This window comes from Bacillus sp. UMB0728 (assembly GCF_002858875.1).
GTDB lineage: Bacteria > Bacillota > Bacilli > Bacillales > Cytobacillaceae > Bacillus_AB > Bacillus_AB infantis.
Window position 1 is genome coordinate 73,257 of the sequence record NZ_PKLA01000003.1, and the last position, 23,784, is coordinate 97,040.

General features: G+C 45.0%; 26 protein-coding genes and 2 pseudogenes. 6 read left to right on the plus strand and 22 right to left on the minus strand.

Translation table 11 applies throughout. From position 1 onward, the window contains the following. Positions 1 to 66: 66 nt before the first annotated feature. Together CYJ37_RS28035 and CYJ37_RS28040 are read left to right on the plus strand one after the other, a co-directional pair. Positions 67 to 657 (plus strand): annotated as a pseudogene (locus CYJ37_RS28035) (CHASE3 domain-containing protein); the annotation flags it as partial. 342 nt (positions 658 to 999) lie between these two features. Continuing rightward, positions 1,000 to 1,632, plus strand: a pseudogene (locus tag CYJ37_RS28040) (methyl-accepting chemotaxis protein); the annotation flags it as partial. Between the two features lie 45 nt (positions 1,633 to 1,677). Here the strand turns inward: CYJ37_RS28040 and CYJ37_RS11170 are convergent. Beyond that, entirely contained in the window at positions 1,678 to 1,848 is a 171-nt protein-coding gene (locus CYJ37_RS11170) for a YjcZ family sporulation protein (protein ID WP_009795448.1), read from the minus strand. A gap of 398 nt (positions 1,849 to 2,246) precedes the next feature. Here CYJ37_RS11170 and CYJ37_RS11175 point away from each other — a divergent pair, with 398 nt between their 5' ends. After that, positions 2,247 to 3,338 (plus strand): SGNH/GDSL hydrolase family protein, encoded by a 1,092-nt coding sequence (locus CYJ37_RS11175; protein ID WP_257964222.1) that lies wholly within the window; start codon positions 2,247 to 2,249, stop codon positions 3,336 to 3,338. Positions 3,339 to 3,404: 66 nt separating this feature from the next. Further along, complete coding sequence (locus tag CYJ37_RS11180; protein ID WP_009795665.1) at positions 3,405 to 3,995, plus strand: DUF502 domain-containing protein; 591 nt, start codon at positions 3,405 to 3,407, stop codon at positions 3,993 to 3,995. A 32-nt stretch (positions 3,996 to 4,027) separates the two neighbouring features. Here the strand turns inward: CYJ37_RS11180 and CYJ37_RS11185 are convergent, their stop codons facing one another. The 4 genes from CYJ37_RS11185 to rsgA all read right to left on the minus strand — a co-directional run bounded on the left by CYJ37_RS11185 (position 4,028) and on the right by rsgA (position 6,846). Further along, a complete protein-coding gene (locus CYJ37_RS11185; protein WP_101549767.1) occupies positions 4,028 to 4,522 on the minus strand; it encodes a PTS sugar transporter subunit IIA in 495 nt (164 codons plus the stop codon). Between the two features lie 14 nt (positions 4,523 to 4,536). Then, positions 4,537 to 4,980, minus strand: coding sequence for a peptide-methionine (R)-S-oxide reductase MsrB (gene msrB, locus CYJ37_RS11190; protein ID WP_101549769.1), 444 nt, complete (start codon positions 4,978 to 4,980; stop codon positions 4,537 to 4,539). Next, complete coding sequence (msrA, locus tag CYJ37_RS11195; RefSeq protein WP_101549770.1) at positions 4,977 to 5,516, minus strand: peptide-methionine (S)-S-oxide reductase MsrA; 540 nt, start codon at positions 5,514 to 5,516, stop codon at positions 4,977 to 4,979. The genes msrB and msrA overlap by 4 nt, the downstream gene beginning before the upstream one ends. A 250-nt stretch (positions 5,517 to 5,766) precedes the next feature. Next, positions 5,767 to 6,846: a ribosome small subunit-dependent GTPase A gene (gene rsgA, locus CYJ37_RS11200; RefSeq protein WP_101549772.1), complete on the minus strand. Its 1,080-nt coding sequence runs from the start codon at positions 6,844 to 6,846 to the stop codon at positions 5,767 to 5,769. A gap of 320 nt (positions 6,847 to 7,166) precedes the next feature. Between rsgA and CYJ37_RS11205 the strand changes: the two genes are divergently transcribed. Then, positions 7,167 to 7,931 (plus strand): DUF4397 domain-containing protein, encoded by a 765-nt coding sequence (locus tag CYJ37_RS11205; protein WP_009795660.1) that lies wholly within the window; start codon positions 7,167 to 7,169, stop codon positions 7,929 to 7,931. A 122-nt stretch (positions 7,932 to 8,053) separates the two neighbouring features. Here CYJ37_RS11205 and CYJ37_RS11210 read toward each other — a convergent pair whose 3' ends face one another. The 11 genes from CYJ37_RS11210 to ilvA form a co-directional block, all read right to left on the minus strand. Next, positions 8,054 to 8,638, minus strand: a complete 585-nt coding sequence (locus tag CYJ37_RS11210; protein ID WP_022544094.1) for a YpmS family protein — start codon at positions 8,636 to 8,638, stop codon at positions 8,054 to 8,056. Between the two features lies 1 nt (position 8,639). Continuing rightward, entirely contained in the window at positions 8,640 to 9,473 is an 834-nt protein-coding gene (locus tag CYJ37_RS11215) for an SGNH/GDSL hydrolase family protein (protein ID WP_009795657.1), read from the minus strand. A gap of 117 nt (positions 9,474 to 9,590) precedes the next feature. Next, complete coding sequence (locus tag CYJ37_RS11220) at positions 9,591 to 10,175, minus strand: SCO family protein (protein WP_094767213.1); 585 nt, start codon at positions 10,173 to 10,175, stop codon at positions 9,591 to 9,593. 106 nt (positions 10,176 to 10,281) lie between these two features. Then, positions 10,282 to 11,430 carry a Ger(x)C family spore germination protein gene (locus tag CYJ37_RS11225; protein WP_094767212.1) on the minus strand — a complete coding sequence of 383 codons (1,149 nt, stop codon included), beginning with the start codon at positions 11,428 to 11,430 and terminating at the stop codon, positions 10,282 to 10,284. Continuing rightward, positions 11,414 to 12,544, minus strand: coding sequence for a GerAB/ArcD/ProY family transporter (locus CYJ37_RS11230; protein ID WP_257964223.1), 1,131 nt, complete (start codon positions 12,542 to 12,544; stop codon positions 11,414 to 11,416). Before CYJ37_RS11230 ends, CYJ37_RS11225 begins: the two co-directional genes overlap by 17 nt. Positions 12,545 to 12,556: 12 nt before the next feature. Next, positions 12,557 to 14,080 carry a spore germination protein gene (locus tag CYJ37_RS11235; RefSeq protein WP_101549775.1) on the minus strand — a complete coding sequence of 508 codons (1,524 nt, stop codon included), beginning with the start codon at positions 14,078 to 14,080 and terminating at the stop codon, positions 12,557 to 12,559. 156 nt (positions 14,081 to 14,236) lie between these two features. Beyond that, positions 14,237 to 15,223, minus strand: a complete 987-nt coding sequence (locus CYJ37_RS11240; protein WP_009795651.1) for a nucleoside hydrolase — start codon at positions 15,221 to 15,223, stop codon at positions 14,237 to 14,239. Positions 15,224 to 15,352: 129 nt separating this feature from the next. Further along, positions 15,353 to 16,195 carry a DegV family protein gene (locus CYJ37_RS11245; RefSeq protein ID WP_022544096.1) on the minus strand — a complete coding sequence of 281 codons (843 nt, stop codon included), beginning with the start codon at positions 16,193 to 16,195 and terminating at the stop codon, positions 15,353 to 15,355. A 150-nt stretch (positions 16,196 to 16,345) separates the two neighbouring features. Further along, entirely contained in the window at positions 16,346 to 16,597 is a 252-nt protein-coding gene (locus CYJ37_RS11250) for a YpmP family protein (protein ID WP_022544097.1), read from the minus strand. 113 nt (positions 16,598 to 16,710) lie between these two features. After that, positions 16,711 to 17,007, minus strand: a complete 297-nt coding sequence (locus tag CYJ37_RS11255) for a DUF5658 family protein (RefSeq protein WP_035403341.1) — start codon at positions 17,005 to 17,007, stop codon at positions 16,711 to 16,713. A 150-nt stretch (positions 17,008 to 17,157) separates the two neighbouring features. Further along, positions 17,158 to 18,426, minus strand: coding sequence for a threonine ammonia-lyase IlvA (ilvA, locus tag CYJ37_RS11260; protein ID WP_101549777.1), 1,269 nt, complete (start codon positions 18,424 to 18,426; stop codon positions 17,158 to 17,160). A 212-nt stretch (positions 18,427 to 18,638) separates the two neighbouring features. Here ilvA and CYJ37_RS11265 point away from each other — a divergent pair, with 212 nt between their 5' ends. Next, complete coding sequence (locus tag CYJ37_RS11265; RefSeq protein WP_009795645.1) at positions 18,639 to 18,857, plus strand: hypothetical protein; 219 nt, start codon at positions 18,639 to 18,641, stop codon at positions 18,855 to 18,857. A 14-nt stretch (positions 18,858 to 18,871) separates the two neighbouring features. Here CYJ37_RS11265 and CYJ37_RS11270 read toward each other — a convergent pair whose 3' ends face one another. The 6 genes from CYJ37_RS11270 to CYJ37_RS11295 form a co-directional block, all read right to left on the minus strand. Beyond that, complete coding sequence (locus CYJ37_RS11270; RefSeq protein WP_069358527.1) at positions 18,872 to 19,348, minus strand: dihydrofolate reductase; 477 nt, start codon at positions 19,346 to 19,348, stop codon at positions 18,872 to 18,874. A gap of 17 nt (positions 19,349 to 19,365) precedes the next feature. Beyond that, positions 19,366 to 20,160, minus strand: coding sequence for a thymidylate synthase (locus CYJ37_RS11275; RefSeq protein ID WP_101549778.1), 795 nt, complete (start codon positions 20,158 to 20,160; stop codon positions 19,366 to 19,368). Between the two features lie 26 nt (positions 20,161 to 20,186). Next, entirely contained in the window at positions 20,187 to 20,891 is a 705-nt protein-coding gene (locus CYJ37_RS11280; RefSeq protein WP_101549780.1) for an anthrax toxin lethal factor-related metalloendopeptidase, read from the minus strand. A 259-nt stretch (positions 20,892 to 21,150) separates the two neighbouring features. Continuing rightward, positions 21,151 to 22,365: a threonine--tRNA ligase gene (thrS, locus tag CYJ37_RS11285; RefSeq protein WP_094767211.1), complete on the minus strand. Its 1,215-nt coding sequence runs from the start codon at positions 22,363 to 22,365 to the stop codon at positions 21,151 to 21,153. Between the two features lie 596 nt (positions 22,366 to 22,961). Beyond that, positions 22,962 to 23,240, minus strand: coding sequence for a hypothetical protein (locus tag CYJ37_RS11290; protein ID WP_142385256.1), 279 nt, complete (start codon positions 23,238 to 23,240; stop codon positions 22,962 to 22,964). Next, entirely contained in the window at positions 23,173 to 23,751 is a 579-nt protein-coding gene (locus tag CYJ37_RS11295; protein WP_009795639.1) for a TerD family protein, read from the minus strand. Before CYJ37_RS11295 ends, CYJ37_RS11290 begins: the two co-directional genes overlap by 68 nt. Between the last annotated feature and the right edge of the window lie 33 nt (positions 23,752 to 23,784).

The following is a 23,784-nucleotide window of genomic DNA, read 5'->3' on the forward strand; positions in this document are numbered from 1 at the left end:
TCTGCAGGGTCTATTTTGAGCATTCACAATCTGAAAAAAGAAACGAATTATATCATCGGGCATGATATGGAATTCCACAAACAGCTCCAGCAAATGTCCAAAGCCTACTCAGATATTGAAACAGGGGAACGCGGTTTTGTTATCACAGGCTCGGAGTCGTTTCTTGCTTCATATGGAAATGGCAAAAATATGGTTGATAACAATCTGAAGACGCTCAAGGAATTGAGTGCCGGCAGCAAAGCAAGAATGAAAAAGATCACTGAAATTGAAAATACATACAAAGAATGGCTCGTCTGGATTGATACTGTGATTGAAACACGCAGGGATTTTTCAAAAGAAGAGGCTTCCCAGCTTGTTGAATCAGCAAAGGGCAAAGAAACAATGGATAAGCTGAAGAGCCAGATTCAGTCTTTTGAGGAAGATGAGCTGAAGGCTTCTGAAGAAAGGATTGCTCATCTTAACAGCCAGGTGTCAGCTGCACAGACTGGCACCATGGTACTTGCCGTTGCGGCACTTCTGCTTTCGGCACTGTTTGGATTTACTTTATCCAGAAATATTAAACGGAGCTCAAGTGCAATCAGCTTATCCATGATTGAGATCGCCCAGGCTGGCGGAGATCTGACGAAAAGGATCGAGGTAAAGTCCAAAGATGAGCTGGCAAAGCTGGCTTCTGATGCCAATATGCTGATAGAAGGAATTGCGGGGCTGGTAAGGGAAGTATCCTCCCTGGCCGACAATGTTTCATCCAGCAGCCAGGAGCTGTATGCTTCCAGCGAGGAAACATCCAAAACAATTTCACAGATCGCTGCCAGTGCAGGCCAGATAGCCAGCGGTTCAGAAGAAACCAATAGTAAAATGTCTGCTTCCCTTATCGCAATGGAAAAGCTCAATCAGGCATCAGCATCCCTCCAGGAGAGTGCGGATTCGGTCAGCTCAGCTTCTCAATCCATGCAGATGGCTGCAGACGAGGGGCAGCAGAATGTCCAGCTCGCTTCTGACAAAATCAGATTGATTGAAAAGAGGATGCAGCAGAATACAGTGCTGATCGAAGCACTTGGAAGAAAATCGGCTGATATCAATTCCATTATCAGCACAATTTCAGGTATCGCCGATCAGACAGGCCTCCTTTCACTTAATGCAGCCATTGAAGCTGCCCGGGCCGGAGAATCAGGCAAAGGATTTGCTGTGGTAGCCGATGAAGTCAGGAAGCTGGCCGAGCAGTCCCAGCAGGCGGGCAAGCAAGTGACGCTTATCGTCGGCTCCATCCAGGAGGAAATCGCAAAGATCATTGCCGGAAATCAGCAAGGTGCAGAGGAAGTAAAACAGGGCGTCATCATTTCCGAGTCAACGAATACTTCGCTTAAGAAAATCAGGGTCAAGGCTGAGGAAACAGCCGGACATATTGAAAAGATGGCTTCTGAGATAACTGCTTCCCGAAGCCTGGCAGAAGAAGTCACAGCCGCATTTGATTCAGTTTCAGCGATTGCCAGGGAAACAGCAGCCAGCACTGACTCTTCCGCTGCTGCAGCTGAGGAAGGTTCTGCTGCAATGTCCCAGATAGCCGGCTCCTCGGAACAGCTGTCAAGGCAGGCAGAGCAGCTGAGGGCTTTGGTCTCAAAATTCAAAATCTGAATATGCGAAAAGAAAAGGATTGCCGCAGAGGCAATCCTTTCCTTTTTACCATTTACCGTAGCAGCTTGCGCCGATGATAATCAACAGAATGAACAGAACAACTATTAACGCAAACCCTGCATAGCCGCCTTGCGCGCCTGCAACCGGATATGCCGGATATCCATATCCTCCGCTATAGCATGGATCGCACCCGTAGCCTGAGTACCCATAATTCATTTCGAATCACTCCTCGTTTTCTCTGTTTCTCTTTCCATACACCATATGTATTAGGTACTTGACCCGTATGTGCATTCGCCCATATTATTCATAAAACTAACTCTCCATGCCCAAACCTGCTTAAAAACCTCTTTTAAGAAAACATTCATTGAGTTATTATAAAAAGAAAAGTGGAGGCGACTGTTCAGGTGCGAAAAGCATAAGACGCAAAAGAATAAAAGGCGTTCTTTGCCTTTAATTCTTTTGTGGCTTATGACTCGAGCACCTAGGAGCCGGAACTGGACAAAAAGAAAAGTGGAGGGCGCTTGCTCACGTATAAGCATAGGACACACGGGGCCAGCCGGAGCAGGATAGTATGAAAAAGTAAAATCGACCATCAGGGGGAACTTGAGACACCGATGAAGAAGAAAAGAAGATTAATGGCTGTTATCTCACTGATTTTGGCGGCAGTCTCTCTTTGGAGTCTGCAGATTTTCTCAAGGGCGGACGAAGCAGAGGCGACAGTCTATGAAAAATTGGCACAAAATGAAGATATCCGTTATATGATCATCGGAGACAGCATCGGCAGGGGCTCAGGAGCCGAAAAGAAGGAGCTTACCTGGTTTGCCCAGCTTGAGGAGCTGCTAAAGGCAAAGTTCCACAATGATTATAAAAGAGTTTCAGTCGTCCAAAGCGGTGCAACTGCTTTTGAAGGTATATACAAGCTGCAGCATACAGAACATCAGGGAAGCATCGACCTGATTTTTCTTGTATTCGGGGAAAATGACCGCAAGTATATGACAGAACAGGATTTTTCCTATTTTTATGAAATGCTTCTCAGAAAAGCGAAAACGAATTATCCCGCAAGTGAAATAATTACCATTACGGAAAGCCCGCTGGACAACGAACTTTTTACGAATGAAATCGAGAGAATATCGGACCATTATCACGCAAAAAATGTGAATATGAGAGATGTATTTAAAAAGTCAGGTCTCGCAGATGAACAATTGACCAAAGATCTGATCCATCCAAATGGAATAGGCTATAAATTTTATGCTGAAGAGCTTTTTACTGTCATCAGCTCACTTACAGAAGCCAACCCTGCTATTGCTTCACTGGTATCACCCATCCACGATGCTGCCGATTTTTCCATGGACAGAAAAAGCTATGCCCGAAAGATGGAAGGGGATTTCCGGTATCAAAACGGATTTCTGAAAAGCTCAGCAAAGGGCAGTTTCCTGGAATATGAATTTAAAGGCACCTTTGTGGGTGTAAATGTATTGAGGAGTAACGAAGGCGGCATGCTGGATGTCTTTATAGACGGCCAGTATTATACCACCCTTTCCACCTGGTGGCCATTTGAGAGAAAAAGGGCGCTATATGCAGCAAGCGGGCTGCCTGACGGACCGCATACCATTAGATTTGTCGTGAAGGGCGAACAGAGCCTCCAGAGTCTATTGACCTACTCGTCTGTCAGCATATCCTCGATAATCGTGCCGGAAAAACAATAAAGAGCACTGGGCTGCCATGCGGCAGTTTTTTTTGGCGGAGGAAACAATTGTAAAGGAGAAAATAAAATGAAAAGCCTTCTGAAAAATTTTATTAATGGTATTCTGACAATTGTACCAATCATTCTGGTGATATTCGTCATATACAAATTATTCATGTTCCTGGATAATCTTCTGGGCAGCACCCTGAAGCCCTATTTGAAGGAAGATTATATTCCCGGTGTGGGACTGCTGGCTACAGCTGCAGCCATTACGATATTGGGCTGGCTGTCAACCAAATTCATTACCGGCAGCGTGATCAGGTTCATTGACAGGATACTGGATCGGATTCCGCTGGTTAAGACCATCTACTCTGTCATTAAAGATACAATCAATTCTTTTCTAGGTGAAAAGCGTGCCTTTTCCAAAGTGGCTATTGTCACCATACCAGGCACCGGCATGAAAAGCATCGGTTTCATAACAGCAGAAAATCTGGAACATTTCTATGAGCCTTTGAAAAATGATATTGCTGTCTATATCCCGCAGACTTTTCAGGTGGCAGGCTTCACATTCCTGATTCCAAAGGACAAGGTAGAGATCATTGATGTAAAGCCGGAGGATGCGATGAAATTCATCTTATCCGGAGGCATGGCCACCCATAAGGGAAATGCTTCTGAATAGAAAAAAGCCGTCTTCCAACGGCTTCTTTTTCATTATTTAATAACAGTGATAACAGGAGTCTCCCCGCGATTTACGGCTCCTAAAGATTTCTTTTCAATGGAAGAAAGAGCATCTCCATTGGTAATGATTACAGGAGTGACCGTGCTTTTAGCCTTTTCTTTAACCAGATCAATATCAAAGCTTACTAGCTTGTCCCCGGTTTTCACTTTTGAGCCTTCGGAAATGTGGGTTTCAAAGCCTTCCCCTTTCATTGATACCGTTTCAAGACCGATATGGATCAGAATTTCCGCTCCATTTTCAGCTCTTAAACCGATCGCATGCTTTGTCGGGAACACTTGTACAACCTCCCCATCCACAGGTGAAACGACAATGCCTTCAGAAGGTTCAATTGCCAGTCCGTCTCCCATCATTTTTTCTGAGAATACAGGATCCGGCACTTCGGCCAAATCAACCGCCTTCCCTGTCAATGGCGCCTTCAGCACTACCTCGGTAATTTCTTCTTTTTTGCCAAATAATTTCTTGAACATTCAAACACCGCCAATTATTTTTTCTCGTCCTCGCCAAAAAGCTTTTCATACTCTTTATATCCTTCTTCTGCGAGCTTTTCCTTCGGGATGAACCGCATCGCAGCAGAATTGATGCAATAGCGGAGCCCATTTGGCCCGGGGCCGTCATCAAACACATGGCCAAGATGGGAATCAGCTTCCTTGCTCCGCACTTCCGTCCGGACCATGAAATGGCTCATATCCGCTTTTTCAATGATTTCTTCATCCTGAATCGGTTTGGTGAAGCTCGGCCAGCCGCACCCTGCATCATATTTATCTCTTGAGCTGAACAGCGGCTTGCCGGAAACGATGTCCACATAGATACCGTCATTAAATTCGTTCCAGTATTCATTCCGGAACGGCGGTTCTGTGCCATTGTTCTGCGTCACTTCATACTGCATCGGAGTCAGATTCTTTTCAAGGTTTTGTTTATTCTTCATTTTATGTCCCTCCAGTTGTTGCGGATGAACGCATCTCGTCCCGAGCCGACGCGATATGATTCGTATCTGTCCGGGTTCTTCTTATAATAGTCCTGATGATAGTCCTCAGCAGGGTAGAATTCCTTGCCGGGCAGTATCTTTGTCGCAATCGGCTTATTGAACCGGCCGCTCTCCTGAAGCTGCTTCTTTGATTCCTCTGCAAGCTCCTTCTGTTCATCATTATAATAGAAGATGGCAGTCTGGTAGGACTGGCCTCTGTCAAAGAACTGGCCGCCAGGGTCGGTTGGATCAATCTGCTGCCAGTAGACATCAAGCAGTCTGCTGTAAGAGTAGACCTCAGGATCGTAAGTGATTTCAACAGCTTCATAGTGCCCTGTCGTTTCGGAGCAAACTTCCCTGTAGGTTGGGTTTTCCACCGTACCTCCTGTATATCCGGAAACTACTTTTTCAATTCCGGGCTCCTGGTCAAATGGTTTGACCATGCACCAGAAACAGCCTCCGGCAAAAACAGCCTTTTCGAATTTCTTCTCATTCACTTGAAGACACCTCTTTCCAGCGTTACATTCACCTTACTCTTATTCCCTTTAAAACAGGGTTTTAAAGCTATCCTCCCTAGATTATCCGATTATGCCGGGTGAGTGCAAGCGCTTTGCACTGATCTGGCGACAGGCAGCTGTTTTGCTCTAATTTAAACATTAAGCCGCAATTGGAAAAAGCCACCTGAACTCAGGAGGCTTTCAATATAGGGTATATGCAGCTGACCGGAATAGCATCGGCCATTCTAAGTTAATGCCTGGTTCTATGCTTTACTTGCTTATGGATGCTCTTCCATTTTTTCTTTTCATCCGACTGGGCTTTTTTATCCATCCTTCTGTCGAGGTATGCCAGCTCACGCTGAAGCTTTTTATAGCTGGCCAGCCTGCTTTCTTCCAATGCTCCATCCTGTATGCTGCCCAGGACAGCGCAGCCTGGCTCATCCTCATGTGAACAGTCCCTGAACCGGCAGGAATCCGCGAGTGCTTCAATATCAGTAAAACTTTCGGACAGCCCATTTTCACTATTCCAGAGCTGAAGCTCCCTCATGCCCGGTGTATCGATAAGTACACCTCCGTCAGGAAGAAGGAACAGCTCCCTATGTGTTGTCGTATGTTTTCCTTTATCATCATCCATGCGTATCTCCTGCACCTTTTGCACTTCTTTTCCCATGAGATAGTTGGTAAGTGTTGATTTGCCTACACCAGAAGAGCCAAGCAGGGCAACTGTTGATCCATGGCCGATATAGGGACGGAGCTCTGCAATCCCCGATTCAGACATAACACTGACCGGAATCACAGGCACTCCCATGCTGACTGATTCAACGAGCGACTTTTTCTCATCCGCATCTTGACACAGATCTGCTTTGGTTAGGATGATGACGGGATTTGCACCTGACTCCCATGCCAGAAGCAAATAACGTTCGATCCTCCGGAGGTTCAGGTCGTCATTCAGCGAATTGACAAGAAAGATGGTTGAAACATTGGCTGCCACAATTTGCTCTTCAGTTGTATTTCCAGCCATTTTACGGGAAAACTTGCCTATCCGCGGCAATAGGGCCTGTATGGTCCCTTTTTGCTCTCCTATTCTTGGCTTCACAGCCACCCAATCACCGACTGCGGGGTAATCTTCCCTGCTGCCTGCAGCAAAGGCATATTTGCCTGAAACCTCGCAAAGCAGCTCTCCTTCTTCAGTCCATACACGATACATCCTTTTATGCTCAAGAGCCACCCTGCCGGGAATAAGCCCTTCCGTTGCGAGATTATGAAACTCTGTTTCAAAATGTGCATCAAAGCCGATTTGTTTTAAGTTTGTATTCATTATTTCCTCCATGCTGACCGTTTTATTTGTTTTTTGACATAATAAAAAACCATTGGCACACAGCCCATGGTTTTAGTCAGCATAAAAAAAGAATAGAACTATTCTCAGGTTTATACAGCTACTCTCCGGGCCGTGCTCATTGAAAATACAATCTCATTTCTTGCAAATAATAATTTTCCCATAGCACTTCACCCGCTTTCGCTTGTATTTGTTACCATTATATTCTTTTTATCATCGGCTGTAAACACCTTTCTGAAAATTCCGCTAGGCACACACCTATCCTTGGAGGCATATCATACTCTGAGAATATTTGAGGATAGGAGCGGAAAGGTATGTCTTTTAACAGAGATCATCATGATGATTTTGCCAAGGCAAGTAAATACGATCTTCTTGCCAAGTATTATAAGTACAGTGATCCTGCTTTGCATGTTGCCTATTATTATCAGCATCTGAAATATATTAGAAGGGCCGTACAAAGCATGCGAATGGAAGCCTCCCAGTCTTATGGAAGCATGCGGCAGCCAGCTATGGTCCGGGTTGTGCATGCTTCCCCTGATGCACCCAACGTCGATATTTATGTAAATGGCAACAGGATATTGAAGGATTTCCCTTACAAAGATGTCAGCGGCTATTTATCCCTTCCGGCCGGAAAATACCAGATAGATATCTATCCTGCCGGTGATATGGTTTCAACCGTTCTCAGTAAAAAAGTCACTGTGGAAGGCGGAAAATCCTACACGCTGGCAGCAGCAGGACCGGCTGCCAAATTGAAGCTGCTGGCATTCGAAGATCAGCCTTCTGTACCGGCCGGCGAAACAAAAGCCAGATTCATTCACCTTTCACCGGACGCACCGGCTGTCGATATTGCCGTCAAAAAAGGAGATGTCATTTTCCCGAACATCTCTTTCAGGCAGGCGACTCAATATTTAGGGCTGACTCCGATGACAGTCGATCTCGAAGTCAGGGTTGCAGGTTCCAGCAATACAGTCCTTTCCCTTCCCGGTGTCAAGCTGCAGCCGAATAAAGTGTACACCATCCTTGCAGTGGGTACAGCAGCCGGGGAACCGCCGCTTGAAGCCCTTATTATTGAGGGATGACCAAAACCCATGTCCTGCCATTATTGAAACCCTGCCGGCCATTGCCAGCACGGTTATATTGCCTTGCAGCTATCAATCTCTTATTGGAACGAAAAAACTGGCTGAAAAATCAGCCAGTTTTTTTATTTAGTAGGAACATATAAGGTAACGCGGATATCATCCTTTTTTAAGTCAAACTCATCCACCTTAACTTTCAGATCACTCTTCAGTTTCATATCCTGAAGGGAGACATATATCTGCTCTTTATCTGGCTGGATGACAACTCCTTCTGGCAGCTGATATCTGTCGCGGACAAATTTCAGCACATAAGATACCGGAAGGTTCAGCTGGCCGACAGCAATGGATTTCTGGCTAAGGACAACATCGCCGTTGTCCAGTGCTTCAGGCTCGAAAGTCAGTTTCATTTCCAGGTTTTGACTGAAAACCGGGAGATTCCCATAAAGCTCAACCTCATCATCAAGAATCACTTCATAGTCAATGGGGCCGTCCAGCCCCTCCTTGGCAATATAGTGGGCAATGATTCTGTTGAGGTCTCTTTTATTAGTCTGAAGGTGAAATGGAACATACCCGTCTTCATCCACCTCTGTGGTATTAATCGCTTCATCTTTTGCCGGTAGATTAATCATAACGAAAAACAGGGCTATGAAGGCAATCACAATCCCCAATAAGAGGAAAAACAGGACCTTCCATTTGTTTTTTTTGTTCAAGTCAATTCTCCTCATTCCTAACTGTATATTTCTGCTGCTCAGCAATCACCTCGAGCGCCTCCCGGCCAATCTGCCTGTAGACTCTGTCAGCAATAAGCTCATACCCTTTGTCGTTCGGATGGAAATAATCTGTGTACAGCAAATCCTCTGCCTTATTTTCAAATATATCCTTTATATCAACAAAATAAGTATAATCATAGCGGGAAAGAATCTCCCTGCTGGCTTCATTCCAGTTGTCCATAATATCAGATATTTCCGTTATATCCGAAAACCATTTATAAAATGGATTGTATAGTCCAATCAGTGCAATCTGGGTTTCGGAATTCTCACTCCGTACTGTATCGATGATTTCCTTAAGATTTTTTTCATACTGGGCTTTCTGGCCCGTAAAATCGCTGACATTCAAATTGGAGAAATTCTGCCTTACAACTTTCATGACATCATTTCCGCCGATCGTGATAATGACCAGGTCTGCTTCCGAAATGGCAGATCGGACTTCCGATGATTTGAGCTTTTTCAGCAATTGGTCTGTCCGGTTTCCTTTAACTCCAAAATTAAGGAACTCAGTCTGCGAGACTCCTTTTTCCTGTTCCAGCTGTTCTTCGAGGTAAGGCAGATAGCCTCCCCTTCCAGTGCTGTCGCCAACACCCTCTGTCAGCGAATCCCCAACTGAGACCACATGAATATCACGGGGAATAAAGTCATTGGGCACCATTTCCTTTTCAACAATGCTAATATCCTTCATTCCCAGATTTTTAGGGGATGAGTTTCCTGCCCCGCTGCAGGAGGAAAGAAGGAGAGCGGCCAAAACAAGTAAGGTGAATGTCTTTTTCATCTAATCACCTGCCTTTTCTAGTATAATTATTATAACACGTTTGCTTTCAATCGAAACCAATCAGGGCTGGAAGCTTCACCGGGACAGAAAAAGAGGCAGCAGGGGCCGCCTCTTCGCTTATTGAATCGATTTAATATCCTTAATGATTTCCTCATAAGGTATATCCTTCAGCCCTGTATAAGATTTAAGGACTTTGCCTTCCTGGTTTATCAGATAAAATTCGGTCCCATGGATCACCTGGTCATCCGATTCCGGTTTCACGACAAGCGTCTTAAAGCTTTCCTTCGCAAAATCCTCGATTTCCTGCTGTCCATAGCCCGTCAGAAAGCTCCAATTGTCATAGTCTGCTTCAAAATTGTCCCCATATGCCTTCAAGGTTTCCGGCGTATCAACGGCAGGATCGACACTGAAGGAAACAAACTGAAGATTTTCAATGCCCTCTTCCTTTGCCTTATCCTGAAGCTTCGACATATTGAAGGTCATTGGAAGGCAGACATCCTCACAGCTTGTAAAAATAAAATCTGCAATCCATACCTTTCCCTTCAAGTCAGCAAGTCCTGTCTGTTCCCCAGCCTGGTTGGTGTATGTAAAGTCTTGAACCGTCCAATTATAAGGATTTTCGATACCCTTCTGGCCACAGGCTGAAAGAATGATCAGCAGCATCAGACCGAGGGTGAATATCGACACCCGCTTTTTTTTCATATATGATCACCTGCTCTTCATCAGATAGCCATAATTCTAGCAGACGAATTAGAAAGAAGAAAGAAAAAGATTTGACAAATCAGTGAACTCATTTTGCAGCTCCTGCTCAATCGATAACGCCGGTCCTGATGATTGTGTTCTCCACATTGACTTCAAATTCTGCCTTTTTGTATAGGTTCCGCCATTCACCTTTTGTCATACGCTTTTCACGTTGAAGATGGGCACTGTAAATATTTCCGAAGCCGATGGGATCGGACTCCATGTTTTGGAGCCTTTTCAGCATCGATTCCATCTCCTGCTTGATTTTAACTGCTGTTTCCTTTTCCAGCGCCTTGATTACCTGGGGATTGCCCAGATCCATATCGCTTGACACCTCAAGTATCCGGGAATCCAGCTTTACATCAATGGCAAATGTAACATCTTCCATGTCCTTCAGACGTATTTTCTTTGACGATCTGATATCATCGATAGTAATGAACAGCGGGTCGTCTTTTTGTTCTTCCGTTTCGCTGCTTAAAGGAATAATATACTCCTTTAGTTTCTCCTTCGGAATCTCAAGCTCAAGATTCCCTGACTCATAGTTGTCTTCTAATGTCTTCAGGTAGAATAACTTTTCAATATCAATCTCTCCTGCCATCCGATCATCTTTAAAGGCAGCCATCCCTGAAATAATCACTTTATCTTCCTCCAGCTTCAAGATAGGGAGGACAGGGTCCTTTCCCGGGTCAAAAAAGCTGTGATTAAATTCATGGAGCGTTGGCGAGATGATTAACTCGTCTTTTATGTTCTGTTTGATTAAATTATACAGATAGGTGCCAAGATTGGTCTTCTCTTTTTCCCCTGCCTTTTTCAGCAGGTTTTTTGCTGTCCCTTTGCTGACCGTCAAGTAAACCAGGTTTCCGATTGTGGCATCGCGATTCAATGTGTCCACGAGCTGGATGAGCCCTTTTCCCGCTGTTTCCTCACTGTACACCGCAACCCTCAGCTGTCCTGATACAAGATTGTGTGAGGTTTTAATATTTTGCTTCTGGCGAATGCCCTTGCTCGTGTTGCCGGAAGCTGAAATGATCTGCGTGACATTTTCCTCCTTGGACTCAAAGGTATGCAGCACCACGGTCCCTTCAATAATATCCCCCTTATCGTCATAGCCAACTGCTGTGATGAGCCCAAGTCTTTCAAGCTGCTTTGTCTTCACGCACCCGGCAATTGGCAGGAGGAGGGCAGCTGCTATCAGGAGACTACGCACCATTTTCATTTTGCTTCCTCCTCCCTGTCAGTTTCTTTTTGAGCAGAACAAGCATCGAGAGTAATGCGGGATAGCAGATCCCTATATAAAATCCAGCCATGCCTATATAATCGGATACAATATTCATCTGGTATCTCGCCTTAACAAGGAAACTGCAGCTCCACACCAGGATTGCGATCAGGACAATAAAGGTTTTTTGTTTCATACCGGGAAATACCCTTTTCATCCCTCTTGAAGCTGCCCAGAGATATAAACAGATATTGGGAAGTATGATCAGCATCCAAAAGGAAACAGCGATGAATTCAAAACGTTCAAGATTGGGGAGACGGACGATTTTGAACATGGAGAGCACCGGCCAAATTGTCTTTTCAAGCCCTTTTTCCCCAAAAAAGCCAATGGAAATGACTGTAACAAGGACAAATAGCAGTGTTGTATACAAGCCGCCAAGCTGTGTATATAAATGGGCCCTTTTTTTATTTTTGATAAAAGGGTACAGGAAAAGGAGCATCTCAAATCCAATTATGGAAAGAGATGTTTTGTAGACCCCTTTTAAAATCTCTGCATAGCCCTTATTCAGGATGGGCAATAAGTGGGTATAATCGAAATCTCTCGCTGGTATGATGATAATCAGTACAATCCAGAACGTGAGCAGGAATGACATGAAGGAAAAGCCGACAGCAATGCGGACCCCGCCCATCACTGCATACATGGACAAAAGCAAAAGAATCATCGCCAGGAACCAGGTGGACAGATCAGGAAAAACCCATGCCTGGACTATTTCAACATAATTCATGACGATAACATAGATGCCCGAAATAAGATAAAAGGTATAGAGGATATTAACAAGCCTTCCTAAAAAGATGCCAAATACATCGTAATGTATCCCGAACAGATCTGCGCTTTCATACTGCTTCAGCATCATGACAGAAAGAAAGATGACCGCTGAGACAAGCAGGCCGGCTATTATGATGGATATCCAGCCATCATGACCGGCAGCAAGATAGACAATCCTCGGAAGCCCTGCAATCCCTACCCCTGTTTGGATGGTATGGATAAGGAAAAACATAAAAAAAGCGTCAAATAGGAGATTTTCTTTTGGCTTTATATTGACCTGGGGCTTCACCTTCACACCTCCCTACTCATCCACATCTTTTGTTTTCGATGCTTTGCGCGACGGATATCTTGATTGATCTTCAGTCATATTCATCTCTGGCCTTTTTGACAAATACTGAAGCGGGAAGCGAACCATGCTGTAGCGGACATCTTTCCATCTCAGCGGGTAAATGGGCGCCAGATACGGCCTGCCGATAGCCGATAATTTCAAGAGATGAATCAGCAGGAAGCAGAAAGAAATCATAATCCCGATTCCGCCCCATAAGCCGGCCATGATGATAATGGGGAAGCGGATGATCCTGATGGCTGTTCCCATTGAATAACTTGGGACTGTAAAGGATCCAAGGGCACTTAGGGCAATGATAATAATCAATATATTGCTTGTAAAACCCGCTTCAACCGCAGCCTGCCCGATGACAATACCTCCTACGATACCCATAGTCTGGCCGACCTTCGTCGGCAGCCTAGCACCGGCTTCCCTTAAGAGCTCAATGATAAACTCAAGAAGCAGGGCCTCAAATACAGGAGGAAATGGTACGTTTGACCTTGACTGTCCCAAAGAAACAAGCAATGGCGAAGGAATGACCTCATAATGGTAAGTCAATACAGCCACATAAGCCGGTGTCAAAAGGACTGAAAGAAAGATGGACAAAAAGCGCAGCAGGCGCAGGAACGTCCCCATATTCCAGCGCATATAAAGATCCTCGGTCGTTTCAAAAAAGCTGAAAAAAGTGGTCGGCCCATATAAGGCGCTCGGGCTCCGGTCAAGAAGGACTCCCACCTGTCCCTTGATGAGCGAAATGCAGAATCTGTCAGGCAGTTCCGTTGTCAGAATCTGGGGGAAGACCGACCAGCTGTTATCCTCAATATACTGGGCAAGAACAGTAGTATCCGGAACATAGTCGGACTCCAAGTCACTGATACGCTGCCGGAAGGTCCGTACATTGTCTTCGTCTGCTATATCCTTGATATAGAAGAGCTTTGCTTTGAGCTTGCTCCTCCCGCCCACATTTAAATCCTCAATGCATAGATTTGCACCATTCAGATTCCGCCTGATGATATTGACATTCGATTCAAGTGATTCCGTAAAAGAGATCTTCGGGCCATAGACAAGAGATTCTGTCTCGGCCTTCTCAATTGATCTTTCTGCCGTCTTGCCGGTGCCAGCAAGGCTTCCAAATGGCTGGCCTTCTATATAGATATAGGTATTGCCGTTCAATAAAGCCGCTGAGATTTCTTTCAGTAGGTTTGCGGAGCTCAGCTCCCCTATCGGGAGAAGGTTGGATATATCCTCAGGGTCTAAAGGACCTTTTGCTTTTTGAAGCGGCAAAAGGATCCTTTCATCTAAAATTAATGAATCTGTCAGCGATTTTATAAATATCACTGCTATTTTCTGCTCTTCCTTCCGCAGCATGCGGACATGCAAATCAGGGCTTTCATTCAGTTCCCGGCTGAGTTCATTTTGCAGCTCATCGATTGTCAATGAATGAGAGCGGATCTGTTTCTGATCTTTTATAATGTTTTTTCCTCGTCTGCTTCTGAACATAATGAACACCTTTTTTATTTTTTTATAGCATTTCCCAATAAAGGTAAAATATCAGCATGACATTGAAAGCTGTTCCAGCCAAACAGGAAAAGGGCCTGAAATAGAAAAAAAGCCGGCCCTATAGAATAGAGGCTGGCTTTGTAAACTGCTATATTTCTATGATTGCGGCTGATCGCTATAGTGATTTTTCATCGTCGTGTAGAAGCTGGTGATGAATCTTGCATAATCAAAGGAAATGGCAACTTTGTGCACAGGGTATTCTGCTTTTTCTATATATTTGCGGAAATCTCCAATGCTCTGCCCCTGGCCTTCCCCTTGATCAACCTGGATGATGACAGGCAAATCCTTATACTCTATCACAGCGCCGTCAGTCAGTGCCCAAAGCGTAAAAACATCATGAAGCGGGCTTCCGCTTAATTCAGGGTCTCTTTTTTTATAAAATTCATAATAATAGTCAACCATCGGCTTTACAAGCAATCCCGGCTTGCTGTTTATCTCCTGGTAGTATTCATCCAGCCGGTCTATAAGCATAGGAGTCACGATAGCTGACATGGTCACATCAAGCGGAAATATATGAATCTGCTTAGGGGCCTGCCTGATAACAATATTGGCTGCATAAGGATCACCGTAGAAATTGGCTTCTGCCACCGGGCTGACATTACCGGGAACATTAAAGGCGCCGCCCATAATATAGAAGTCCTTCACCCTGGACATGTAAGAGGGATATAAAATAAATGCGGTAGCAAGGGAAGAAAGCCTTCCCACATTCACTATGATAATGTCGTCCTCGTACTTGGCTATTATTTCTTTAATGCCATCAAAGTTCTCAAAAAATTCCCCTTTCACTTCATATTCAGGCAGCGTAATCGGGCCGAGGCCTTCCAGTCCATGGACATCAGGATAATAGACAGGGTTCTCTCCTGTCAGCGGCAGCTCTGCACCGCTGAACACAGGAATATCAGCAATGCCGGTGACCTCACGCAGATAAGCTGCATTTCTCAGCGCATCAAGTCTGGAGATATTGCCATAGTCTGCAACAATTCCAACGATATTGACTTCCTCAGAAAACAGTGCATAAATAGCTGCCACAAAATCATCTATTCCAAAGTCACTGAAAAACAGGACATTTTTATTTTTGGCCATTGCATCTCCCCCCTATCTAAGATATTGCAGCCACCTGTCTATAATGGCATTTTTTTGAAGGGTTTATTAAAAGAGTATGCTGAAGTGCTGTCCAAAATAGAAAAAAAGCTGGAGATATCCAGCTTTTCTTCAGTCATAATAATACATAAAGCCAATTGCACCCGGACCTGTATGCGTGCTGATAATTGGGGTCGTTTCCTCTATTTCGACATTTTCATAGCCTGTCAATTCAACGAGCCCCTCTTTGACCTTCATTGCAAGGTCAAGGCCTTCTGCATGGCAGATGCCTACCCCTTTTATTGTCCTGCCTTTAACATCTTCAGCAAATTGCTTTACAAGATATTTAGCTACCTGTGTATAGCTTCTTACCTTCGTTACAGGTGTATAAACTCCACCTTCCAGCGATGCGATCGGTTTGATATTCAGCAGGGAGCCAATGAGCGCTTTACCTTTGCCTATTCTCCCGCCCTTAACAAGATTTTCAAGAGTATCCACGACAACATATAAATGAGTTTTCTCTCTTATCTTTGCAATCTTGTCTATTATTTCTTCCAGACCAAGCCCTTCGCCGGCCATCTTTGCAGCCTCTGTTACCTGAAAAGAAAGTGCTTTTGAAATGAATCGGGAATCAATTACTGTTACCTTTGCGGAAGACATCTTTGCAGCACTTTCTGCTGATTGAACAGTGCCGCTCATCCCGCCTGTCATATGTATCGACAATACTTCATAGCCTTCTGCCCCAAAACGGTCATAAAGCTCAACGAACTTTCCCGGAGGCGGCTGCGAACTTTTTGGCAGTTCTGCAGAAGTTTTCATTTTTTTCATAAATTCAGAAGGGGTTATATCAATCCTGTCCAGATAGGTTTCGCCATCTATAGTAATCGACAGGGGCACCACTTCAATGCCAAGCTCGGCTGCAAGTGCTGCCGGCAGGTCTGCTGTTGAATCTGTCACTATCTTTACCTTTGCCAAAATATCACTTCCCAACAATGCACTTATGAATGTTATTATACATGGATTTGGACAGCAAATAAAATAGAAAGCGGTTAAAATGCCAGCTGAAGTTTCTTTGATGCAGTGATTCGGGCAAAATAAAAACGCCGGAAAAACCGGCGCAAGGAATTAAGCATTATTTTTTAATTCAACTACATTAAACAGGTGTTCATAATCCTTCCATTTCAGGACTCTTTTCAAATACTCCCTGAATGAGTACACACTTCTCCTGCTGGTGTCTTTGTGAACGGCCGAGATGAATGTTTTTAAACGGAATTGGATCATAAAGAAATTTGGGCTATCTTCCTCCAATACTGGAATTTCAATGACCTTAACCTTCTGTCCAACAGCATTTTTGAACTCTAGGCTTTTGAATAGCAAAATATCAATCCTCTTTTTCACCCGTTTGTTATATTATACCTCATCATGGTCCCGAAGTGTGTCTAAATATGCGCTGTTCCTGATATTTTTCAAAAAGGGCAGCAGGTTCCTCATCATATATGGCTTGCTATCCAATATAAGTGGAGAAGGCATACTGCGGTATATAAAAAAGAAGAGAGCAGCAGCAGGTTTTTCAGTAATTTCGTTTCAGGCAAATATTTCATATAAGCAAAGCAGCCCAGCAGCGCGCTGAATGATATTTTGACCAGGAGGAAGAGAAGCGGCCCTTTTTCATACAATCCCCCCATCACCGGATTTGCTTCCTCTATCAGCCCTGCATTCAGCCCCAGGCAGGTGGCCAGTGCATCCAGCGCGTTCAATATCCCTAAATAGATGTATATACCCCTCATGGACTCACCGCTTCCTATCCTTCTTGATTTATTATCATAATCTCCCATTCTCCAAAAGAAGAAACTTCCAAACTTTTCCGATAACAAAATTGTACTTTATAAAGAACGTTTCTGCAAATTTAAAAACCCCGCAGTGCACGGGGTCTGCATTTAAATCAGCAGGTGGAAAAGATTGCTGTCTTTATTGATTTCTGTAAATGCGAAGGCTTTTTTGTTCATCCTTTTTATCAGGCCGGCATAGTCTTCTTTATCCTTTAGTTCAATGCCGACCAGTGCCGGCCCGTTTTCTTTATTGTTTTTCTTTGTGTACTCAAATCTTGTAATATCATCGGAAGGCCCGAGGACCTCATCGAGGAATTCCCGCAGTGCACCAGCCCGCTGGGGGAAATTTACGATAAAATAGCACAGAAGCCCTTCATATAGAAGGGATCTTTCCTTGATCTCCTGCATCCGCCCGATATCATTATTTCCGCCGCTTACAACACATACAACTGTCTTGCCGGCTATCTCCTCACGATACAGATCAAGGGCGGCAATCGGCATGGCGCCTGCAGGCTCTGCTACGATTGCATGCTCATTATACAGCTCCAAAATCGAGGTGCAGACCTTACCTTCAGGGACCAATACAATATCTTCCACCAGCTCGCTGCAAATATCAAAGGTTTTTTCCCCGACACTTTTAACTGCTGCACCGTCAATAAATTTATCGATATCAGCAAGCGGGGTCACAGAGCCGTAAAGGCAGGACTCCTTCATGGAAGCTGCTCCGGCAGGCTCAACCCCGATCATCTTTGTCAGGGGCGAGACGCTGTTGAAATATGTACTGAGGCCGGCCATCAATCCGCCGCCGCCTATGCTGGCAAAAACAAAATCGATCGGCTCTTCACAGTCATTCAGTATCTCAACAGCAGCAGTGCCTTGTCCGGCAATGATCTTCTCATCATCAAAGGGATGGACGAAAGCCATCTGCTCATCCTCTGCGCATTTTACGGCCTCTTTATAAGAGTCATCAAAAGTATCCCCTGTCAAAATGATTTCCACATTGCCCCTTCCAAACAATTCAACCTGGCTCACCTTTTGCCGGGGAGTTGTAGCCGGCATAAAAATTTTCCCTTTGATCCCAAGCTGCCTGCAGGAAAAAGCGACACCCTGGGCGTGATTGCCCGCACTCGCACAAACAACCCCTTTAGCAAGCTTCTCTTCTCCCAGTGATTTCATGCTGTAGTAGGCACCCCGCAGTTTGAAGCTTCTTACATGCTGGAGATCTTCCCTTTTTAAATACACATTGCAATTATATTTTTCTGACAGCCGGTCATTTTTCTGCAGCGGCGTATGGGCAACGATATCCTTAAGCTGCTGGTATGCAATCAGTATATCCTCCAGCTGCACCCATTTTTTCTTCATTAATTTCTGTTCCATATCCTACCCTCATTTCTGCCGTTATAATTTGTACATTATACCACGGCAGAATCATTAATCAACAGAATAGTCAAAAAATTTACCTTTTTTATATTTCAAAAAAAAGAGTCGGCGTCCTTATTATGCATATACTATTGAAAAGATTGCCGAGCTGGTCATTATTTCTTGATTAAGGGAATATAGAATTAAAAAGCCAAAGGAGGGAGGACACAATGGAATTTTCGCTCTGCAGCTTTGACAGCAGGCTGCCTGTGGAAGTAACGGCCGATGAAGATAATGGCCGCTATATGATCAGGAAGGCCGATACAAGCGGTGAAGTTTTCAATAATAGAGCAGACTTGCTTCAATGGGTGAAAAACAATTTCCGCGAAGAGGATTTCTGTGATCCAAGCCAATTCCGCAGCATGCTGGAACAGCTGGAAGAAATCTAAAGAAAAGAACAGCCTTATGGCTGTTCTTTTCTTGTGTAAACCAAAAATTCGTAGTCGTAGGGATTCTTTTCATCGCTCTTCCCATTTTCCCGGCTCTCCAATTGCCATTCCTTCCAATCAACTTCCGGAAAGAAAGTATCAGCTTCAAACTTTTGATGGATCATTGTCAGATAAAGCCTGTCGGCAGATGGAAGGGCCATTTTGAAAATTTCTGCCCCTCCAATGATGAAAATTTCCTGATCGTTTTTTTGGCTGCATTCTGCAAGAAAATCATCAAAAGAATAGAAAACGGTGCAGCCCTCGCAGGTGAACCCACGATCCCGCGTCAGCACGATGTTTTCCCGGCCAGGCAAAGGGCGGCCTATCGAATCCCAGGTTTTCCTTCCCATGGCAATCGAGTGGCCCATCGTAACACGTTTGAAGTATTTCAGGTCCTCCGGCAGGCGCCAGGGCAGATCATTATTTTTCCCGATGGCCGAATTTTCGTCCATGGCCCATAGCAGTGAAATCAAACACTGACAACTCCTTTAATATGAGGATGTGATTCATAGCCTTCCAGGATAAAATCTTCATATTTAAAGCTGAAGATATCCTCAACCTTGCGGGCGAACTTCAGCTGGGGCAGCTTGAACGGCTCTCTTGAAAGCTGCAGATTCACCTGTTCCAGATGATTACGGTAAATATGGACATCCCCGAACGAATGGATGAATTCACCCGGCTCCAGATCACACACATGGGCGACCATATGTGTCAGGAGGGCATAAGATGCTATATTAAACGGCACCCCCAGGAACACATCAGCAGACCGCTGATAAAGCTGGCAGGACAGCTTGCCGTCCGCTACATAGAACTGGAAAAGGCAATGACAGGGAGGCAGCGCCATATTGCCAATTTCAGACACATTCCACGCATTGACAATCAGCCTTCTAGAATCAGGATTACTCTTGATTGAGCTGATCAGCTCACTGATCTGGTCAACCGTTTTACCATCCGCACCGGTCCATGATCTCCATTGATGGCCATATACAGGTCCGAGATTCCCTTCCTCATCGGCCCACTCATTCCAGATCCTGACCCCGTTTTCCTGAAGATATTTCACATTGGTGTCTCCATTCAGAAACCAAAGAAGCTCATGGATGATCGACCTGAGATGCAGCTTCTTTGTGGTGACCAATGGGAAGCCTTCCTTCAGATCGAATCGCATCTGATACCCGAAAGTGCTGATTGTGCCGGTTCCCGTCCTGTCTTCTTTGATTGTACCCTTTTCCAGGACATGCCTGCAAAGCTGTAAATACTGCTCCATTCCATTGACCTCCTCATATGAATCTATTAATTAAGTGTACTGAAAAATTGCCAGGTGAGCGGAGCTTTTTCTTTTAAGCGCAGGCGCTCTTCTCCTCCCATATAATACATGGCGAACGTTTCAGCAAAATATTCTTCAGGGAATGTAAGGAAGTAAGGCTGGCCTGGAAACAGCTTTGCCTTCTCCTCTTTCCATATACCCTGGAACTTTCTATTAAAGCGGATCTCGCTCAAGACAAAGCGGTCAACCGAATGTGCCAGCTCATGAAGCTCCAGGTTGACCGATCCATGCCCCATGCCTTTGCCGCTATAGCCAATCTTTACAAGCACAGTCCGTCCCCCGCCTATTCCGGGTACATCATCCCAGGTCGTTTCTTTATTCTGATAACCCCTGGGTGTCAAGCCTGCCAGATGGCTTGCTGTGGGATTATCTGTGAGCTGCCCTGTAAAAAGCTTAAGCGAGATGCCTTCCTGCCTGATTTTAGACAGCAATGATAAGGGGAGATGATCCAGTCTTTCTATCATCCTTGCAGCTTCCTTCTGATCGAACTCCTCTAAAGGAAGAATAATAATCCTGCCCAGATCTTGTCCCGAATGCAGTGACAGGGACTTGACAAGCTCTGAGTTGCCAGGGAAATCTTTCAGTTTTATACCTCCCATTGCCGCCTGGGAATTGCCCATAAGCGCCAGGGAAGCTACTACAATAAGCAGAAAAAAAAGCCTGATTCTCATGCTATCACCTTCTGTCCATTCTCAGACGCTTCCAGCCCCGTTTGCTGCCTGCTATCTATGTATATATGAAAATATTATAGCATATCATATCGGGTAAAAAGGCCGCGATTCATGGGCAATTTCAGGAAGTTTTAAAGTTGTGCGGCAGGAAGGGTATTTTCAGGGCTTTCAGCTTAGCTGAATGAATGCGCCATTAATTTTTTCTCAACTTCATCTGAGACTTTTTAAAAAAGGGGCCTGGAAGACCCCGTCTTACCTCTTACTTACCTCCTGGTCTGTCTTCATCCCTAAACCTGTCGAGCAGTTCCTGCAGGTGTAATACTCCCAGGTTTCCTGCCCCTTTTTTCCTCAAGGCAGCTCCTCCCTGCTCTATTTCCTTCTCACCGATGATGATCATATAAGGAACCTTCTGAAGCTCGGCTTCCCTGATTTTGAGGCCGAGCTTCTCTGCCCTGCTGTCAATGTCAATCCGGCAGCCAGCCTCCTCAAGTCGGGCTTTGACTTCAAGTGCATAGCCGATATGTGCTTCAGAAACCGGAAGCACCATGGCCTGGACCGGTGAAAGCCAGAAAGGAAAATCCCCTGCATAATGCTCGATTAAAATGGCCAGGAACCTTTCAATCGAACCGTAGATGGCACGGTGGATCATGATTGGCCTGTGAGCCAGATTGTCTTCGCCGATATACTGGCAGCCGAATTGCTCCGGCATTTGAAAATCAAGCTGGACAGTGCCGCATTGCCAGCTTCTTCCCAGTGAATCAGTAATATGGAAGTCAATTTTCGGCCCATAAAATGCTCCGTCCCCGGAATTGATTTCAAAAGGAATGCCCCTTTCCTGCAGGACCGATTCCAAAGAGGCTTCTGCCAGGTTCCAAGTTTCTTCCGAACCCATGAATTCTTCCGGCCTAGTAGACAGCTCGACCTTATATTCAAAGCCGAACAGCGAATAAAATTCGTGTACCAGCTCCAGCACCTTTGCGGCTTCTTCTTTTATTTGATCTTCCCTTACAAACAGGTGTGCATCATCCTGTGTAAAGGAACGCACCCGCAAAAGCCCGTTTAAGGATCCCGAGAGCTCATGGCGGTGAACAAGACCAAGTTCTGCATAGCGGAGCGGCAGTTCACGGTAGCTCCTTCTCTTGCTGCTGTAAATCAATACAGCACCTGGACAGCTCATTGGCTTAATCGCATAATCATATTCATCAACTTTTGAAAAATACATATTCTCATGATAGTGGTCCCAGTGCCCTGACTGCTCCCATAATGCCTGCTTCATCATGATTGGTGTCTTGACCTCATGATAGCCAGCTTTATGGTGCTTTTGTTTCCAAAGGTCTTCCAGTATATTTCTTACCTGCATTCCCTTTGGAAGATAAAACGGCATCCCTGGTGCTTCTTCCCTGAACATGAATAATTCTAGCTCAGCCCCCAGCTTTCTGTGATTTCTCTTTTCTGCTTCTGCTTTAATTGACATTTTAATTCCTCCCAAAAATTTTTTGAATAAAAAAAGCCGCAATTCTCCCTGTACCAAGGGACAATTGCGGCTGTGGTTCCACCCTAATTCCGCCTCCTGCATAACATTCGGCGCTCAAACAAGATAACGGTTTCCCGATCATGGTTAGCTGACACACAGCTTTTCCCCATGATTGCTCCAAGGCGGTAAATTCATCTCTTTCTCCTAAGGGCTTTCAGCCGGCGGCCCTTTTCTCTGTCAGAAGCAGCGGAAATGATTCATGTCCTTTTCTTCGCAATATTATATTTGTTTATAACACAAAAAGCCGCAATCCTCCCTGTACAAGGGACAATTGCGGCTGTGGTTCCACCCTAATTCCGCCTCATGCATCGCATGCGGCGCTCAAAAAGATAACGGTCTCCCGACCATGGTTAGCTGACATCCAGCCTTTCCCCATGATAGCTCCGAGGCGGTAAATTCATTTCTTTCTCCTAAGGGCTTTCAGCCGGCGGCCCTTTTCTCTGTCAGAAGCAGCGGAAATGATTCATGTCCTTTTCCCAGCTTAATGGATTCATAAAAATGATTAAATGAATTATATTCCAGTACCTTTTATATTGTCAATGCAATTCTTTCATTTCTAGAGAAAAGAGCTTTCTGCTCACTAATGCCGTTACGCCGCCTAAAGCGTCACGCCGGCTGATGATAAGCAGCGCCCTTTTCTTCATAAGAAAATCATAAAGCATGAAACCAGTTTCATAACAAGCGTTATTTCTCAATTTTTCCAAAAGTAAAAGCCCGGCAGTATGCCGGGCTTTCGGGTATATAGAATTAAACGGCAAGGCCGAAATTTTTGCACAGTGCAGCCAGCCCGCCCGAAAATCCGCTTCCGACAGCATTGAATTTCCATTCGCCTCCATGCCTGTACAGCTCACAGATGACAACGGCCGTTTCAACGGAGAAATCCTCTCCCAGATCAAAACGGAGCACTTCCTGGTTTGTGTCTTCATTCACTACACGGGCAAAAGAATTGGATACCTGGCCAAAATTCTGGCTGCGGCTCTCCGCATCATGGATTGTGACAGTGATGGCAATGCGGTGGACATGGGCCGGGACCTTGCTGAAGTCGATTTTGATCTGCTCATCATCGCCCTCGCCTTCCCCTGTCCGGTTGTCCCCTGTATGCTCCACAGAGCCGCTTGGATGGACAAGATTGTTATAAAAAATAAAATCATGGTCCTGGACGACTTTCCCGTTTTCATCTGCCAGGAATGCAGACGCATCAAGGTCAAAGTCGCCGCCCCCGGAATAGCGGTTTGTGTCCCAGCCAAGCCCGATGATTACTTTTGTCAAACCCGGATTGCTTTTAGTCAAATCAATGCGCTGTCCCTTAGAAAGGTTGATGCTCATATTTTCTTCACCTCTGTTAAAAGTTTTCTATTA

Excerpts from the sequence above, each read along its gene's own strand:
- CYJ37_RS11205 (WP_009795660.1), top strand. The coding sequence starts at position 7,167 with ATGTCTTTTAACAGAGATCATCATGATGATTTTGCCAAGGCAAGTAAA.
- CYJ37_RS11220 (WP_094767213.1), bottom strand. The coding sequence starts at position 10,175 with ATGAAAAAAAAGCGGGTGTCGATATTCACCCTCGGTCTGATGCTGCTG.
- thrS (WP_094767211.1), bottom strand. The coding sequence starts at position 22,365 with ATGTCAATTAAAGCAGAAGCAGAAAAGAGAAATCACAGAAAGCTGGGG.
- CYJ37_RS11255 (WP_035403341.1), bottom strand. The coding sequence starts at position 17,007 with ATGAGGGGTATATACATCTATTTAGGGATATTGAACGCGCTGGATGCA.
- CYJ37_RS11175 (WP_257964222.1), top strand. The coding sequence starts at position 2,247 with ATGAAGAAGAAAAGAAGATTAATGGCTGTTATCTCACTGATTTTGGCG.
- CYJ37_RS11280 (WP_101549780.1), bottom strand. The coding sequence starts at position 20,891 with ATGAGAATCAGGCTTTTTTTTCTGCTTATTGTAGTAGCTTCCCTGGCG.
- CYJ37_RS11290 (WP_142385256.1), bottom strand. The coding sequence starts at position 23,240 with ATGCTGTCGGAAGCGGATTTTCGGGCGGGCTGGCTGCACTGTGCAAAA.
- CYJ37_RS11295 (WP_009795639.1), bottom strand. The coding sequence starts at position 23,751 with ATGAGCATCAACCTTTCTAAGGGACAGCGCATTGATTTGACTAAAAGC.
- msrB (WP_101549769.1), bottom strand. The coding sequence starts at position 4,980 with ATGAAGAATAAACAAAACCTTGAAAAGAATCTGACTCCGATGCAGTAT.
- rsgA (WP_101549772.1), bottom strand. The coding sequence starts at position 6,846 with ATGGAGGAAATAATGAATACAAACTTAAAACAAATCGGCTTTGATGCA.
- ilvA (WP_101549777.1), bottom strand. The coding sequence starts at position 18,426 with ATGGAACAGAAATTAATGAAGAAAAAATGGGTGCAGCTGGAGGATATA.
- CYJ37_RS11180 (WP_009795665.1), top strand. The coding sequence starts at position 3,405 with ATGAAAAGCCTTCTGAAAAATTTTATTAATGGTATTCTGACAATTGTA.
- CYJ37_RS11170 (WP_009795448.1), bottom strand. The coding sequence starts at position 1,848 with ATGAATTATGGGTACTCAGGCTACGGGTGCGATCCATGCTATAGCGGA.
- CYJ37_RS11270 (WP_069358527.1), bottom strand. The coding sequence starts at position 19,348 with ATGGACGAAAATTCGGCCATCGGGAAAAATAATGATCTGCCCTGGCGC.
- CYJ37_RS11240 (WP_009795651.1), bottom strand. The coding sequence starts at position 15,223 with ATGGCCAAAAATAAAAATGTCCTGTTTTTCAGTGACTTTGGAATAGAT.
- CYJ37_RS11265 (WP_009795645.1), top strand. The coding sequence starts at position 18,639 with ATGGAATTTTCGCTCTGCAGCTTTGACAGCAGGCTGCCTGTGGAAGTA.
- CYJ37_RS11185 (WP_101549767.1), bottom strand. The coding sequence starts at position 4,522 with ATGTTCAAGAAATTATTTGGCAAAAAAGAAGAAATTACCGAGGTAGTG.
- CYJ37_RS11275 (WP_101549778.1), bottom strand. The coding sequence starts at position 20,160 with ATGGAGCAGTATTTACAGCTTTGCAGGCATGTCCTGGAAAAGGGTACA.
- CYJ37_RS11215 (WP_009795657.1), bottom strand. The coding sequence starts at position 9,473 with ATGAAAAAGACATTCACCTTACTTGTTTTGGCCGCTCTCCTTCTTTCC.
- CYJ37_RS11225 (WP_094767212.1), bottom strand. The coding sequence starts at position 11,430 with ATGAAAATGGTGCGTAGTCTCCTGATAGCAGCTGCCCTCCTCCTGCCA.
- CYJ37_RS11235 (WP_101549775.1), bottom strand. The coding sequence starts at position 14,080 with ATGTTCAGAAGCAGACGAGGAAAAAACATTATAAAAGATCAGAAACAG.